Origin of the sequence: Halomonas sp. CSM-2 (assembly GCF_002119345.1) — a bacterium.
Lineage (GTDB): Bacteria > Pseudomonadota > Gammaproteobacteria > Pseudomonadales > Halomonadaceae > Vreelandella > Vreelandella janggokensis.
Window position 1 is genome coordinate 14,503 of record NZ_NBYR01000011.1, and the last position, 14,327, is coordinate 28,829.

Here is a 14,327-nt window from a genome sequence, read left to right on the forward strand (position 1 = left end):
ACGGCCACCACTGATATGACTAGTATGGTAGTGGATTGATGATATAGAAAGCCTGCGGCACTTATACTTTGGTCGCTGACTGATCGGCGTCCATAAGGTCCTAAGTGACGATGTATCACTGCACCCAGTATTTTTTCACCACCAGTAACGTCCGCCCCCAAAGCCGCATGACAAAAACCCATAAAATAGCGTCAAGACAGGCCAAGTAACGACAAAGCCTTGACGGAACTTTAGGGCTCATATAAACGTGTAGCATGGTGGCATGACAGCTATACCATCACACCAGGAGTCACCTTGGCCCGACGGTATGCGAACCGCCTGTCGCGATTTGGAGAAAACGATGGAACTTATCAATGATTACACGATGGTGATCAGCCTGGACCCTGATGACAATGTGGGCGTTGCCACCCGGAATATCGCCGAAGGGCTTTCGCTCAGTCAGGCATTAGGGGCTGCACGAGAAAACATCATGGCCGGCCACAAGGTGGCGCTGGTCGATATCGAGGCGAACACCCCCGTCGTAAAATATGGGCAGACGATAGGCCTGGCCAGCCAGCCGATCCGTGCGGGTGACCATGTCCACACACATAATCTGGCCATGCTGGAGCGTGATACGTCGCTTGAAAACTTCACTCCCGCCGCACCGACACCCATCGTGGAGAGTGACCTGACCTTCAATGGCTTTCACCGCAGTGATGGCCGCGTCGGTACCCGTAACTACATTGGCATCGTGGCTACGGTCAATTGCTCGGCGACCGTGGTCAAGGCCACCGCGGATCAACTTAACGCGTCGGCAGGGCTTGAAAAACTCGGCTTCGATGGTGTGGTTCCCGTCACGCATGGGTCAGGCTGCGCCATGAACACCGAGTCGGAGGGATTTGCCTTTCTGGAAAGAGTCGTCACCGGCTATGCGGTGAACCCGAATTTCGCGTTTGTGATCGTGATCGGCCTGGGCTGCGAGAGCAACCAGGTAAAGGCGCTGGTCGACAAGTACGGAATGACGGATAGCCAACGGCTCGACTACTTCAACATTCAGGGGGCGGGTGGAACACGTGCCAGCATTAAACTGGCCAGCGACAAGATACTCGCCATGGCCAATACCCATGCGCATACCCCGCGCCAGCCAGCGCCACTCAAACATCTTACCGTTGCCCTGCAGTGTGGCGGTTCCGATGGCTATTCGGGCATTACCGCCAACCCGGCGCTGGGTTATGCGGCCGACCTCATCGTACAGCATGGGGGCAGTGTCATTCTGGCCGAGACCCCAGAGATCTACGGCGCCGAACACCTGCTGCTCAACCGGGCCGTCGATGTCAGCGTTGCTCGCAAGCTACTGGAGCGTATCGCCTGGTGGAAGCACTACACCTGGATCAATGGCGCTGAGCTGAACAACAACCCCTCGCCAGGTAATAAAGCCGGTGGCCTGTCCACAATACTTGAGAAGTCACTTGGCGCCGTTTCCAAAAGTGGCTCCTCAAGTCTCAGTGATGTGCTCGAGTATGCCGAACCCATCAAAAAGCCCGGTTTCAACTTCATGGACAGCCCTGGCTACGACCCGGTCTCCGTGACGGGACAGATTGCCTCTGGGTCGACGATCGTGTGCTTTACCACCGGCCGTGGCTCCGTGTCGGGCTTCAAGCCTGCACCCTGTATCAAGCTTGCCACCAACACCGCCATGTTTGATGCCATGTCAGAGGATATGGATATCAATTGTGGCGGCATCATCGACGGGGATGACACCGTCAGGAACTGTGGCGAAGCGATATTCCAGAAGATCATTGCCATCGCCTCAGGTGAAGAAACTGCCAGCGAATCGCTGGGCTATGGTAGTAACGAGTTTGTCCCCTGGATGGTGGGCGCCGTCACCTGATCAACAGACGTCATCAGTGATACCTATCAGCTGTCGGCGACCATTTGGCAAAGACATTCGATTGGGCCATACTCAAACGCAGATATCGTACTGTCATCCTGTCATACAGCTTATTCATCACAAAACAACAACAGACCAATAGGTCTCAACAAACACGATCACGGAACCTGCCATGCGATTGAATAACAAGACGGCCCTGATCACCGCAGCAGGCCAGGGCATCGGCCGAGCCACTGCGCTGCGATTCGCTGCTGAAGGCGCGCGGGTCATCGCCACGGATATCAATGACGCTACCCTGGCCGAGTTGGCCGGTACGCCCGGCATCGAGACTCGTCAACTGGACGTGCTCAATGCTGATGCCATCAAGGCCTTGGCCGATGAAGTCGGCCCTGTCGACATTCTTTTCAATTGCGCAGGCTATGTGGCCAACGGCTCGTTGCTTGAAGGTACCGACGATGACTGGGAACTGTCGTTCTCGCTCAATGTCATGGCCATGATGCGCATTATCCGTGCCATGCTGCCCGCCATGATCGACAACGGCGGTGGCAGCATCATTAACATGGCCTCGGTAGCGTCGAGCCTCAAGGGCGTGCCCAACCGTTGCGCCTACGGTACCACCAAGGCCGCGGTTCTGGGGCTGACCAAGTCAGTCGCCGCCGACTACATCGGCCAGGGCATCCGCTGCAACGCCATCTGCCCAGGCACCGTGGACTCACCGTCGCTGCGCCAGCGCATTCGCGCCCAGGCCGAAAAGCAGGGCCGCGAAGAGGATGACGTCTACGCCGAATTCAACGCCCGACAGCCCTTGGGCCGCCTGGGCAGCGCCGACGAGATCGCGGCACTTGCCACCTACCTGGCTGCCGACGAATCCGCCTATACCACCGGCACCACTCAGATCATCGATGGCGGCTGGTTAAACTGATAATGCCGCGCCAGATGATGGTTAATGAACGATATCAATGCCCACATTTATAAGGAGCACACATGAAATTACTGCGCTTCGGCCCTCCGGGCCATGAAAAGCCCGGCCTGCTGGACACTCAAGGGGTCATTCGCGACCTGTCGGCCCACCTGCCCGATCTCGATGGCCCCCACCTCAGCCGTGACCACCTGTCCGTATTGGCTGAGCTGGATACCGACAAACTGCCGGAAGTGCCTAAAGACACGCGCCTCGGCCCCTGCGTCAGCGGTGTCGGCAAGTTCCTGTGCATCGGCCTCAACTACTCCGACCATGCCGCCGAAACCGGTGCCCAGGTGCCCCCCGAGCCGGTGGTGTTCAACAAATGGACAAGCGCCATCTGCGGCCCCGATGACAATGTCATCATCCCGCGTGATTCGCAGAAAACCGATTGGGAAGTCGAACTGGGTGTAGTGATCGGAGAAGGCGGCAAGTACATAGCCGAAGCCGATGCCATGAAACACGTGGCGGGCTATTGCGTGATCAACGATGTTTCCGAGCGCGAGTTTCAGCTCGAACGCAGCGGCACCTGGGACAAGGGCAAGGGGTGCGACACTTTCGGCCCGATGGGGCCCTGGCTGGTCACGCCCGACGAGGTAGCCGACCCGCACGAGCTAGACATGTGGCTCGAAGTGGATGGCAAGCGCTATCAGGACGGCAGCACGCGCACCATGGTGTACCAGATTCCTTTCCTGATCAGCTACCTGAGCCGCTTCATGAGCCTGCAGCCGGGTGATGTGATCTCGACCGGCACCCCCCCAGGCGTCGGCATGGGTCAGAAACCATCGGTCTACCTTCGCCCTGGCCAGCGCATGCGCTTGGGGATTGAGGGGCTGGGCGAACAGAACCAGCAAGTGGTTGCCGACGACTAGGCTGAAATTCAATCGTCAGAATCAACCCCGCCGTTGAGTTGAGATGAAGGAGGGCCAAGCCATGCGCAGCATCGTCTGTACGCGCCCCGGCTTGATGGAACACGATGACCGAGAAACACCGGTTTGCGGAGCGGGCGAGGCCCTGCTGCGCATCCGGAGAATCGGCATCTGTGGCACGGATATCCATGCTTTTGGTGGCAATCAGCCGTACTTTGCCTATCCGCGAGTGCTGGGGCACGAGCTGGCTGGTGAGGTTGTGCAAGTGGGTGATAGCCACAACCAGGCACTGGTGGGTCAGAATGCCTCCGTCATCCCCTATCTGCATTGCGGTGAATGCCGCGCCTGCCAAAGGGGGCTCACCAACTGCTGCCAGCGAATCAAGGTCATCGGCGTGCATCGCGACGGCGGCATGTGCGACATGCTGGTGGTGCCAGTCGACCACTTGATGCTTTCCCCCACCCTGTCGCTGGACCAGCTCGCACTGATGGAATGCCTGGCCATCGGCGCCCACGCCGTGCGTCGCAGCGCGCTGGCTCAGGGTGAATGGGCAGTTGTCGTAGGTGCTGGCCCGATAGGCATTGGGGTAGCGCAATTCGCCCGGGAGTGCGGGGCCCGCGTGGTGGTCGTCGATACCAACGAACAGCGGCTGGCCTTCTGCCGCGAGACACTGCATGTCGACCACACCCTGAATCCCTTGCGACACGATACGCTAGCGCAACTGGAGACCCTCAGCGACGGTGCACTGGCAGACGCCGTCTTCGATGCTACCGGGAACCCCGAGGCCATGCAGCAGGGCTTCGACCTTGTCGGCCAGGCGGGACGCTACGTTCTGGTCAGTATCGTCAAAGCGGACATCACTTTTCACGACCCTGACTTTCACCGCAAGGAAATGACCCTGCTCAGTAGCCGCAATGCCACACGTGAGGATTTCACCTGGGTCTCGACACTGATGGAAGCCGGTAGACTGCAAGACACAGCGATGATCACACACCGTGAAGAACTCGATGCAGTCCCGGAGCGAATGTCGGCGTGGTGTGACCCTGCTACCGGCGTTATCAAGGCAATGATACACCTTGACCACTAGCCTCCCATGGAGAGGCAGCCCCGTTGTCTTCTCAAGGCGACGCTGACAGGCGTTCCTTGAGCTGCATATAGGTACCATAGTGGCGGTCCAGGTGGCGGCGCATGGCTGCCTCGGCGGCATCGGGGTCGCGTGATTCGATGGCCTCGATGATTTCGGTATGCGCTGCTGTCGCGGCCTTATCCTCACCTTCTTGCTGCAGCACTTGTGCACGACGGTCATCAAGCCACTCGGAGAGTGCCACATGAATAGCGTCGAAAATAGGATTGCGCCCGATACTGGCCAGTACCCCATGAAATTCGTTATCTGAACGCTTGAAACGCGCTTCGTCGCCTATGGCATCGCGATTGTCCTGCAGGGCATCGCGCAGGCGCTGGAGGTCTTCTTCACTGGCATTGACGGCGGCGTAACGCGCCAGCGATATCTCGAACATGGCGCGGGCCTCCTGGAAATACTGCTGCCCATCAGGCTTGGAAAGCAACTGCCGGGTTACCCCTGAAAGGCGCGACATCACCGCTTCTGCCGTAGGACGAATAACCCGCGCACGCGTTCCGCTATTGATGGCGATCAAGCCCAAACGCTGAAGGTAGAACAACGCTTCGCGCACCGCCGGACGCCCCACCCCAAACTGCTCCATCAGTTCTCGCTCTGAAGGCAATTGCGCGTTTTCGCTCAAACGTCCCTCGAGGATTTCGGTTTCCAGCTGCTCGGCTACCTGCTCGGATAGTGTCTTGCGCTCTACCTGATATCGACTCATGCACGCCTTCTCCTGACTGTCTTCGGTAAAGAAAACAAACCTTTCTTTACCCCTTATGGCCATATTTTACCGCATTTCGCCGTCATTTCGGGGCAGGAAAGGCGTCTTTTTCAGCGCATAGGCGTCAGCGGTTCAACATCGAACTGCTCGGCCAGCGCGGCATAAGCGGCCTGGTTAGCCCTGTCCAGGGGGATGCCATTAGCATCCCGCATGCCAAGGCATCGCCACTCCCGGTCCCCAGGTGCCAGTGTCTCAGCCCCCTCGTTGGCGGGCTGAGCACGCAGGTCCTCGAGGTATTCGCGTAGACAAGTCTCAAAGGATGCATTTTCATTAAAGGCATCAGGGTTCATCGCCAGAAAAAAGTGACCTACTCCCCGCGGTGTCGCCATATCGGGCCCGCCCATTGGCAAAAGACGGAAACCGTTAAGCATGCCCGAAAGCGTTGAACTCAATATCTCGACCATGCCACCGAGCCCTGCCCCCTTGAAGCCGAAATCACTTCCGCCCAGCGGTAACAACGCTGACACGTCGGCTGGCGTGCGGGTCACGCGACCCGCGGCATCCGCCGCGACCTGGTCCGGAAGTTCACGACCGATGGCGCCGTACTGCTGAACGCGATTCCAGGGCACCGAACTGGTCGCCATATCCAGCAGGTAGGGAGCTTGGCCATTGACCGGTGCCGCAAAGGCAATCGGATTGGTGCCATGAAACGGCGACCGTCCCTCGTGCAGCAAGACGAAAGGGTCGGAGTTGCAGAAGGCCATACCGATCAACCCGCGTTCAGCGGCCGCCAGCGCATAGCAACCTGCAGCGCCAAAGTGGGATGAATTACCCACCGCCACCGCGCCCAGCCCCACTTTTTCGGCCATGTCAGCGGCATGCCCCATGGCCGTGTAGCCCGCCAAATGCCCTAGGCCGTCATCGGCATCCAGATACCCAGTGGCTGGCAGGGGTTGGGTAAAATGCATCGCGGGGCGACCATTGATACGCCCACCTTGCAAGGCCTGGATATAGTGCGGCAGTAGCCGCAATCCGTGGCTGTCCGTCCCCATGCGCGAAGCCGTGACCAGCGCGCGAGTCACGGCCTGGGCGGAGGCCACATCGGCTCCCGCGCGATGCAGAATACGATCGATGAAACGTTCCAGATCAGTAACGGCAACGCGAAAATCAGGCGAATCGGATGTCATCGACACTCAGCTCCTTTCGTCAAACTCAACGGTAGACCAGGGTTGGCAGCCACAGCGAAATCGCTGGAATGAAGGTCACCAGCAGCAGCGAGATCACCAGCGGAATGAGAAACGGCAGCGTGCCGCGCATGCAACTCTCGAAGGAAATGTTCGAGACCCGCGATAAGACATAGAGCACCATACCCACCGGCGGCGTCAGCAGGCCGATCATCAGGTTGAGCACCATGATCACGCCAAAGTGCACCGGATCTACACCCGCGGATACGGCCACCGGCAACAGAACGGGCACCAGGATGGTGATAGCCGCAATGGTCTCCATGAAGCAGCCAACCAGGATCAGCACAAGGTTGATGATAATCAGCAGAGCGATGGGATTATCGGCAAAGGGGCCCAAAAGTCCCATGACATGCTGCGTTACCTGGTTGCTGCTCATGATCCAGGCAAAGATCGAAGCACCCGCGACAATCAGCAGAATGACGGCTGTCGTCTCGATGGTTTCCATGCTGACCTTCATCAGGCGACGCCAGGTGAGGATTCTATACACCACCCCGCCCAGGAAAAGCGCATAGACCACCGCCGCGATGGCGGCCTCGGTAGGGGTAAAGACACCAGAAATGATGCCACCGACGATGATCACCGGTGTCAAAAGGGACAGGAAAGCACGGCGGAACGTCGTCCATAGGTGCGAAATCGAGAATGCCGAATCCCGGGGATAACCGCGACGTTTGGCCATGATCGTGATCATCACCATCAGTGCCACACCCATCAACAGACCTGGAATAAGCCCGGCAGCGAACAACTGACCGACGGAGACCGACGCCATGACACCGTAGATGACCATCGGCAAGCTGGGCGGGATAATCGGCCCGATCGTCGAGGAGGCGGCTGTAATGCCCACCGAGAACTCCTTATCGTAGCCTGCATCGCGCATGGCCTTGATCTCGATAGTCCCTAGGCCACCGGCATCAGCCACCGCCGCACCGGACATGCCGGAAAAGACGATGCTCGCGCCGACATTGACATGGCCCAAACCACCGCGCATCCAACCCATCAACGCTTTGGCAAAATCGAAAATGCGTTTGGTGATACCTCCATTGTTCATCAGGTTGCCGGCCAGGATGAAAAACGGGATCGCCAACAACGGAAAGCTGTCAACGCCGTTGACCATTCGATGCACGACCACCACATCGGGCACGCGCCCGGTGAGATAGACATACAGCAGGCAGGAACCCGCCAGGCTGATGGCAATCGGCACGCCCAGCAGCAACATGGTGAACAGAGCGGCAAACAGGAACAGCAAATACTCGCCGAAGAAAGCCAGGGTCAAGCAACCCGATACCGCAAGGGCGGCGATCAGGGGTGAAACCAACGCCCCTCGAGGGCGCATAGCCAGGAAATGGGACATGGGGAAAGCTCCGGCCAAAGTGGTCGTTATGGGGCGTCAGGGTGCGAGGAATTGCGGTCACGCCAGCGAATTACCGCCATCTGGATAGCCCGTCCCAACATCAAGATGAACCCCAACAACACCAGGTAGTAGAGAAAACTCTTGGGGATATCGACGGACGCCATCAACGCCGTGGTCCGGTCGGCGAGCTTCCAGGTGATCCAGGCGCCGGTGGCAAAGAAGGCAATACTGACAACATCCACCAAGGTCACAAGCAGCCGACTCATCCAGCCGGGCATATAGCGATAGAAAAATTCGACGGAAATATGCGTACCCGTACGGACAGCCATGGAGCCTCCCATGAACCCCACGGTCACCAAAAGATAGCGAGCCATCTCTTCCGTCCAGGCGATCGAATTCCCCAATACGTAGCGGCTGAAGAACTGCATGAATACATCCAGCGCCAGCAGCCAGAACACCACCAGGGTGGCGTAATCCTCAATCCCATAGTCACGCCACTCAAAGGTATCGTCTTCCTCCATCTGAAAGTCGGATGTCTCGGCAGGCCATTTATCGATTGTCATTTGCAAGCTCCGCAGAAGACGCCACCCCCTTCAGGGGATGGCGTGTCGGCTATGAGAAGAGGCTTACTGACCGATCGCCTGAAGGCGGTCGTAGGTTTCCTGATCCCAGGTCGCATCTTCACCGGTATGGTACGGCACGGTGGCTTCGCGGAATGGCGTGATGTCGACCTCATTGACGGTCACCCCTTGATCCTCGAACCAGGCAACGAGATCTTCTTCGGACTGGAGGATGTCTTCAGTGATTTTCTCACCCGCTTCCATGTAGACCTCGCGGAAAATCTCGCGATCTTCTTCAGAGAGGCGGTTCCAAAGTGGCCCACCGGCAATGGTGATCAGCGAGTCGGTGATATGGCCGGTCAGGTTGATGTAGTCCTGCACCTCGTAGAAGGCTTTGGCGCGAATGGTCGGCAGAGGGTTCTCCTGGGCGTCCACGACGCCTTGTTGAAGCGCCAGATAGACCTCAGCGAAGGCGATAGGGGTCGGATTGGCACCCACGGCCTCAGGGAACATCATATACATCGGCGCATTAGGCGTGCGGATCTTGAGGCCTTCCATATCCGCCGGCTCGTTAATGGGTTCATTGGAGGTCACATGACGGCGACCATAGTAGTTCATCGCCAATGGCACGTTGCCGGTCTTATCCTGGTAGCCCTGGGCGATCTCGTCGAAAAGATCGCTGTCGGCATAGGCACGCCAGTGATCGAAATCGCGGAACATGTAGGGCGCTCCCGCAATACCGATGGGGCCGTAAAAACGCCCGGCGAACTGGTTGCCGGTGTAGATCAGATCCACGGTACCCAGTTGGAGGCCCTCGTTGATATCGGCCTCTTTACCTAGCGACGAGGCGGGATGAACCTCGATCTCGTAGCGGCCGTCGGTGCGCTCCTCGATCTCATCAGCCGCCCACAGCGCCCACTCATGGTAGGGCTCGGATGTCTCGTAGACGTGGGCAAAATTGAGCGTTTCGGCGAAGGCATAGCCGCTTGCCGTCATGCCCGCCAGCAGGAGGGTGCCGGAGGCGAGACGATGGAAGGTTTTGAGTCGGAAGTTGGCGTTACCCATTTTATTTTGCTCCATAGCGTGATGATTGGGGAGTTGGGTTGTTGGGTGATTTGAAAGTGAAGGTGATGGACTTCTTGTATACGTGTCATACCATCATAATCCAATCTAGTCGCCAATTCTGAGCAATGCAACCTCTGGATTGACGTTCAATCCAGGGATCTTAACAAGCGCACCAGCAACGCCTCGTCGCCGAAGCCACCTGCCTTGGTCAGCAAGGGCCACTTCCGATTGCCCTGCGGATAGCCCAGTACCATTCCTGGTTCCCACTCGCACGCTACGTCGATATAGCAAGCATCCAGCCTTTTCATCAGCGCACTGGCGCAATCACCACCGGTCACCAGGTAGAGGCGCTGCCTGGCCGCCAGCATACCCAAGGCAAGTGCGTCGGCAAGCGCTGCCGCCACCTCGTTGGCACCACGCGGAGGTGCCTCTGTATCGGGCATCAACAACAGGCAAGGCGACTCAACCGTCGCTTCGTCAATGTCCGTCATGACAGGAAGCTCGGGCACGGCACGACGCAGCGCGGCCACCTGCTGCCTGGCTCGCTCGCTGCGCGACCCGACGGCCATCCAGATGCCGACAAAAGGGGCATGGTCCAATGGCACCGCCGCACCGAACATGACCTGAGCCAGAGCGCGACTCAACCCCGCAGCACCTACCGCCAGCCACTTCCCCGGCTCGTCGCCGACCCCACCGGCCAAGTCATCAAGGTCGGCATCTGTTTCGGCATCGGCCACGCTGTCCGCCATCGGCAGTCGCTGACCTGGAACATGGCGCGCCAGGGGTAATCCGGCGGCAGCGAACAGAGCATCCAGGCCACCAGTGGGGGGCTGGGAACGTGCGTCGCGGGCAAAGTCGGTTGCTTCGAGGGGTTGGCCGTACACGAGGATTCGGGCATCGCAGGTCGTGCGGCCCTGAGAAGGAACGGCGGGAGCGAGCAACAGCCGTCGACAACAAGCCCGGTGCATCGCCAGGCTCTCAGCCACTGCCTGGCCGCGCAGTGTCGAGTCGATTTTTTTGAACCACACAGCAGGAGCCAGACGAGCGAGTATCCGGGTCGCCTGGGTCACGCGTTCGGCCGCCGCCGATGCCATCAGGTGGCGCGATTCGGTTGTCACCGCGATCACGTCAGGGAGCGCCCCTTGCCACGCGTCCAGGGAAGCCTCCAGGCTCTCCAATACCACGACCACGCGTGTCGTCGCGCCGCGCTGGGCGAAAGGTGCCGCGGCGTCCAGCGCACCGGTCAGGTCGTCGGCGACAATGGCGACGCGGCACTCATTCACGTCCATTTGGGTTAGCTCTCATTCCAGCCACCAACCGATGCGCGTACGCAATCGCCGCGCCCATGTTGGTCGCATCCGCCCTGCCCTGCCAGGCAATGTCGAAGGCGGTACCATGGTCCACAGACGTACGCCGGATCGGCAAACCAAGACTGACATTCACCGTGGTGTCGAAGGCAATCAGCTTGACCGGGATATGCCCCTGGTCGTGATATTGGGCAACCACCAGGTCGAACTCGCCCTGCGACGCGCGAAAGAAAACAGTATCGGCGGAGATCGGGCCACTTACTTCAAATCCACGCGCCTTGAGGGTCTCGACAGCCGGTGCAATACAGCGGGTGTCTTCGTCACCGAAAATACCGCCCTCACCGCAGTGCGGATTAAGTCCGGCCACCGCGATGCGCGGATTGGCCATTCCCAGCGACCTGAGATGCTCGTCACCGGCCTCGACGGTGGCAATGATCCGCTCGGGCGTTACCCGATCAATGGCCTCACGCAACGATACATGGGTCGACACATGCAGGGTCGACAAGTGCTCGGAGGCCAACAGCATGAACGATGAGGGCGCGCCGGTTAGCGCCGCCAGCATGCCGGTGTGGCCATCATAATAATGACCGGCCGCATGCAGTGCTGCCTTGTTCAACGGCGCCGTGACAATCACTCCGGCCTGACCGCTCTGCACCAGCTCCACGGCCTTGTCGATGCAGCGAAAGGCCATGTCACCGGCACCGGCACTGATCTCGCCGTCGGGAATGTCGGCATCGGCAGGTGCTTCCACCACCGCGACTGCCACACGATCTATATCGGCGTCGGCCATATCCAAAGGCGCGAAATCCAGGTTGCTGCCGATGGTTTGCGCGGCACGTCGAAAGATCGCCGGATCGCCAACCAACAAAGTGCCCGCCCGCGCCGATGGCGACATGTCAGCGACGGCCCGACAGATGATCTCGGGGCCGATACCCGCCGGGTCCCCCATGGTAATGGCGATGTCGTATTGCCTGTTGCGGCTCATGGCATCAACTGCCCGCCGTTGACTTCAATAATCTGCCCGGTGACATAGCCGCTGAGGGCATCGGTCGCCAGAAACAGGTAGGCACCAACACAATCCTCAGCGCTGCCAAGACGCCCCTGAGGGATCGTGGCCCGGGCGGCTTCCATCTGGGCATCGTTGGAGTGACGCGCGTGGAAATCCGTGGTAATCACGCCAGGCGCCACGGCATTGACACGAATCTTGTCGCCGGCGAGCTCCTTGGCCATGTTGCGGGTCAAGGTAGTGACGAAGCCCTTGGCCGAAGCGTAGAGCCCCGCGCCAGTGCCACCGCCATTACGCGCTGCGATCGAGCCGGTATGAATGATATTGCCAGCCCCGGCCTGGCGCAGGTAAGGCAGCGCCGCCCGACTGGCCATGACAACCGAACGCGCGTTGAGGTCCATGACGCTGTCGTAATACTCATCATCCATCTCGTCCAGGCTGACGCGTCCCTGCATATCACCGGCATTGTTGATCAACAGATCGAGCCCACCCAGCTGTTCCGCCGCCTGATCGACAATCGAGGTGGCTTCTTTCGTGCGGCTGATATCACCTTGAATCAGAAAGGCCTCGCCGCCCGCCTGGCGGATATCGTCGCAGACCGCCTGGGCCGGTCCTTCACTGCGGTGGTAATGCACCGCCACGCGCGCCCCCAGTCCACCGAGCCGCCTGGCAACTGCCGCGCCGATCCCCCGACTCGAACCGGTCACCAGTATTCGTTTGCCTTTCATTTCATCGAACATGCTGCACTCCTGATTGGTTATCGTGTGGCAATCGCCATTAGGTTGCGTTAGGGTTTATGGCATACCTTTCATACATCATGACATTGCTTGCATGATAGGTGAAAGTTGGCCAGATGCCAGTTCACCTTCTTAGCCATTCGCATTACTCACCAATGCCAACGACCATGAGGACGCCATCATGACCACCATTTCTCGCGTTGAGGTCCAGGACATACGCTTTCCGACCTCCCGTTCGCTCGACGGCTCGGACGCCATGAACGCCGCGCCTGATTACTCAGCCACCTACGTAATTTTGCACACCGATGACGACAACGGCCCCCAGGGCCATGGCCTGACCTTTACCATTGGCCGCGGCAACGAGATCGTGGTCACCGCCGTTCGCTCACTCACTCCACTCCTTGAGGGCCGCTCGCTGGAGACGATCACCGCCAACATGGGTGCTTTCTGGCGTGAGATCACCGGCGATAGCCAACTGCGCTGGATCGGCCCCGACAAGGGTGCGATCCATCTGGCCACCGCCGCCATGGTCAACGCCGTCTGGGACCTGTGGGCCAAGCGCGAAGGCAAGCCGGTGTGGAAACTGCTCGCCGACATGAGTCCTGAAGAGCTCGTTCGCTGCCTCGACTTCCGCTTCGTCACCGATGCCTTGACGCCGGAAGAAGCCATTGCCCTGCTGCGCAAGCAGGCACCCGGCAAGGCCGAGCGGGAAGCCGAAATGCGTCGTGATGGTTTTCCCGGCTACACCACCTCGGCAGGCTGGCTCGGCTATACCGACGACAAGGTCCGCCAACTGGCTCGCGAGGCCCTGGCCGAGGGCTGGACGCACTTCAAGCAGAAGATCGGTGGCGATCTCGACGAAGATGCAAGGCGCGCCGCCTTGTTGCGCGAGGAGATCGGCTGGGACAACGTATTGATGATGGATGCCAACCAGGTATGGGAAGTCGATGAGACAGTGGCCAAGATGCGCCGCCTGGCGGAGTACGACCCGCTGTGGATCGAAGAACCCACCAGCCCGGATGACATCCTGGGCCATGCCGAGATACGTCACCGTGTCGCGCCGATTGGCGTGGCCACCGGCGAGCATTGTCATAACAAGGTGATGTTCAAGCAGCTCCTGCAAGCCGACGCCATCGACTATTGCCAGATCGATGCTGCGCGACTGGGCGGGCTGAACGAGGTCATCCTGGTGGTGCTGATGGCCGCCAAGTTCGGTGTGCCGATCTGCCCACACGCTGGTGGCGTTGGGCTGTGCGAATACGTCCAGCACATCTCGATGTTCGACTATATCGCCGTGTCGGGTAGCCTCGAGGGCCGGGTACTGGAGTACGTCGACCATCTACACGAGCACTTCGTCGATCCGGTCGTCGTTCGCCAAGGCCGTTACCAGGTGCCGACTGCCGCCGGTTATAGCATCACCATGCATGACGACTCGCTTGCCAGACACCGTTTCCCTGATGGCGCTGCCTGGCAAGAAGAAAGCTGAAGGGTGCGGGGCGGTTTTTAGATCAGCCTGACGCCT

The 14,327-nt window shown here is 59.3% G+C and carries 13 protein-coding genes; 5 read left to right on the forward strand and 8 right to left on the reverse strand.

Features of this window, described 5'->3' with window-relative positions:
- Nucleotides 1-340 precede the first annotated feature (340 nt).
- The 4 genes from B7L15_RS10840 (at nucleotide 341) to B7L15_RS10855 (ending at nucleotide 4,784) form a co-directional block, all read left to right on the forward strand.
- A complete protein-coding gene (locus B7L15_RS10840) occupies nucleotides 341-1,870 on the forward strand; it encodes a UxaA family hydrolase (protein ID WP_085918995.1) in 1,530 nt (509 codons plus the stop codon).
- 172 nt (nucleotides 1,871-2,042) lie between these two features.
- Complete coding sequence (locus B7L15_RS10845) at nucleotides 2,043-2,792, forward strand: SDR family oxidoreductase (RefSeq protein ID WP_085918996.1); 750 nt, start codon at nucleotides 2,043-2,045, stop codon at nucleotides 2,790-2,792.
- Nucleotides 2,793-2,854: 62 nt separating this feature from the next.
- Entirely contained in the window at nucleotides 2,855-3,700 is an 846-nt protein-coding gene (locus B7L15_RS10850) for a fumarylacetoacetate hydrolase family protein (RefSeq protein WP_085918997.1), read from the forward strand.
- Nucleotides 3,701-3,761: 61 nt separating this feature from the next.
- Nucleotides 3,762-4,784 (forward strand): zinc-binding alcohol dehydrogenase family protein, encoded by a 1,023-nt coding sequence (locus tag B7L15_RS10855; RefSeq protein ID WP_085918998.1) that lies wholly within the window; start codon nucleotides 3,762-3,764, stop codon nucleotides 4,782-4,784.
- Between the two features lie 31 nt (nucleotides 4,785-4,815).
- On the opposite strand, the gene nanR is transcribed toward B7L15_RS10855, so the two are convergent.
- The 8 genes from nanR to B7L15_RS10895 form a co-directional block, all read right to left on the reverse strand.
- Entirely contained in the window at nucleotides 4,816-5,538 is a 723-nt protein-coding gene (gene nanR / locus B7L15_RS10860) for a transcriptional regulator NanR (protein WP_085918999.1), read from the reverse strand.
- A gap of 110 nt (nucleotides 5,539-5,648) precedes the next feature.
- Nucleotides 5,649-6,725: an Ldh family oxidoreductase gene (locus B7L15_RS10865; RefSeq protein WP_085919000.1), complete on the reverse strand. Its 1,077-nt coding sequence runs from the start codon at nucleotides 6,723-6,725 to the stop codon at nucleotides 5,649-5,651.
- A 25-nt stretch (nucleotides 6,726-6,750) separates the two neighbouring features.
- On the reverse strand, nucleotides 6,751-8,130 hold the full coding sequence (locus tag B7L15_RS10870) for a TRAP transporter large permease (protein ID WP_085919001.1): 1,380 nt from the start codon (nucleotides 8,128-8,130) through the stop codon (nucleotides 6,751-6,753).
- Between the two features lie 26 nt (nucleotides 8,131-8,156).
- Complete coding sequence (locus B7L15_RS10875) at nucleotides 8,157-8,693, reverse strand: TRAP transporter small permease (protein ID WP_085919002.1); 537 nt, start codon at nucleotides 8,691-8,693, stop codon at nucleotides 8,157-8,159.
- A 63-nt stretch (nucleotides 8,694-8,756) separates the two neighbouring features.
- Nucleotides 8,757-9,755 (reverse strand): sialic acid TRAP transporter substrate-binding protein SiaP, encoded by a 999-nt coding sequence (locus tag B7L15_RS10880; protein ID WP_085919003.1) that lies wholly within the window; start codon nucleotides 9,753-9,755, stop codon nucleotides 8,757-8,759.
- A 146-nt stretch (nucleotides 9,756-9,901) separates the two neighbouring features.
- Nucleotides 9,902-11,044 (reverse strand): four-carbon acid sugar kinase family protein, encoded by a 1,143-nt coding sequence (locus B7L15_RS10885; RefSeq protein WP_085919004.1) that lies wholly within the window; start codon nucleotides 11,042-11,044, stop codon nucleotides 9,902-9,904.
- Nucleotides 11,031-12,047: a 4-hydroxythreonine-4-phosphate dehydrogenase PdxA gene (gene pdxA, locus B7L15_RS10890; RefSeq protein ID WP_254902922.1), complete on the reverse strand. Its 1,017-nt coding sequence runs from the start codon at nucleotides 12,045-12,047 to the stop codon at nucleotides 11,031-11,033. Before pdxA ends, B7L15_RS10885 begins: the two co-directional genes overlap by 14 nt.
- On the reverse strand, nucleotides 12,044-12,808 hold the full coding sequence (locus tag B7L15_RS10895) for an SDR family NAD(P)-dependent oxidoreductase (protein WP_085919005.1): 765 nt from the start codon (nucleotides 12,806-12,808) through the stop codon (nucleotides 12,044-12,046). The genes pdxA and B7L15_RS10895 overlap by 4 nt, the downstream gene beginning before the upstream one ends.
- Before the next feature lie 178 nt (nucleotides 12,809-12,986).
- Here B7L15_RS10895 and B7L15_RS10900 point away from each other — a divergent pair, with 178 nt between their 5' ends.
- Nucleotides 12,987-14,291 (forward strand): L-fuconate dehydratase, encoded by a 1,305-nt coding sequence (locus B7L15_RS10900; RefSeq protein ID WP_085919006.1) that lies wholly within the window; start codon nucleotides 12,987-12,989, stop codon nucleotides 14,289-14,291.
- The last annotated feature ends 36 nt before the right edge of the window (nucleotides 14,292-14,327 follow it).

Bases quoted from the DNA above. Each gene is read 5' to 3' on its own strand.
- B7L15_RS10855 (WP_085918998.1), top strand. From the start codon at position 3,762: ATGCGCAGCATCGTCTGTACGCGCCCCGGCTTGATGGAACACGATGAC.
- B7L15_RS10875 (WP_085919002.1), bottom strand. From the start codon at position 8,693: ATGACAATCGATAAATGGCCTGCCGAGACATCCGACTTTCAGATGGAG.
- B7L15_RS10850 (WP_085918997.1), top strand. From the start codon at position 2,855: ATGAAATTACTGCGCTTCGGCCCTCCGGGCCATGAAAAGCCCGGCCTG.
- B7L15_RS10840 (WP_085918995.1), top strand. From the start codon at position 341: ATGGAACTTATCAATGATTACACGATGGTGATCAGCCTGGACCCTGAT.
- B7L15_RS10845 (WP_085918996.1), top strand. From the start codon at position 2,043: ATGCGATTGAATAACAAGACGGCCCTGATCACCGCAGCAGGCCAGGGC.
- pdxA (WP_254902922.1), bottom strand. From the start codon at position 12,047: ATGAGCCGCAACAGGCAATACGACATCGCCATTACCATGGGGGACCCG.
- B7L15_RS10895 (WP_085919005.1), bottom strand. From the start codon at position 12,808: ATGTTCGATGAAATGAAAGGCAAACGAATACTGGTGACCGGTTCGAGT.
- B7L15_RS10900 (WP_085919006.1), top strand. From the start codon at position 12,987: ATGACCACCATTTCTCGCGTTGAGGTCCAGGACATACGCTTTCCGACC.
- B7L15_RS10870 (WP_085919001.1), bottom strand. From the start codon at position 8,130: ATGTCCCATTTCCTGGCTATGCGCCCTCGAGGGGCGTTGGTTTCACCC.
- B7L15_RS10885 (WP_085919004.1), bottom strand. From the start codon at position 11,044: ATGGACGTGAATGAGTGCCGCGTCGCCATTGTCGCCGACGACCTGACC.
- B7L15_RS10880 (WP_085919003.1), bottom strand. From the start codon at position 9,755: ATGGGTAACGCCAACTTCCGACTCAAAACCTTCCATCGTCTCGCCTCC.
- B7L15_RS10865 (WP_085919000.1), bottom strand. From the start codon at position 6,725: ATGACATCCGATTCGCCTGATTTTCGCGTTGCCGTTACTGATCTGGAA.
- nanR (WP_085918999.1), bottom strand. From the start codon at position 5,538: ATGAGTCGATATCAGGTAGAGCGCAAGACACTATCCGAGCAGGTAGCC.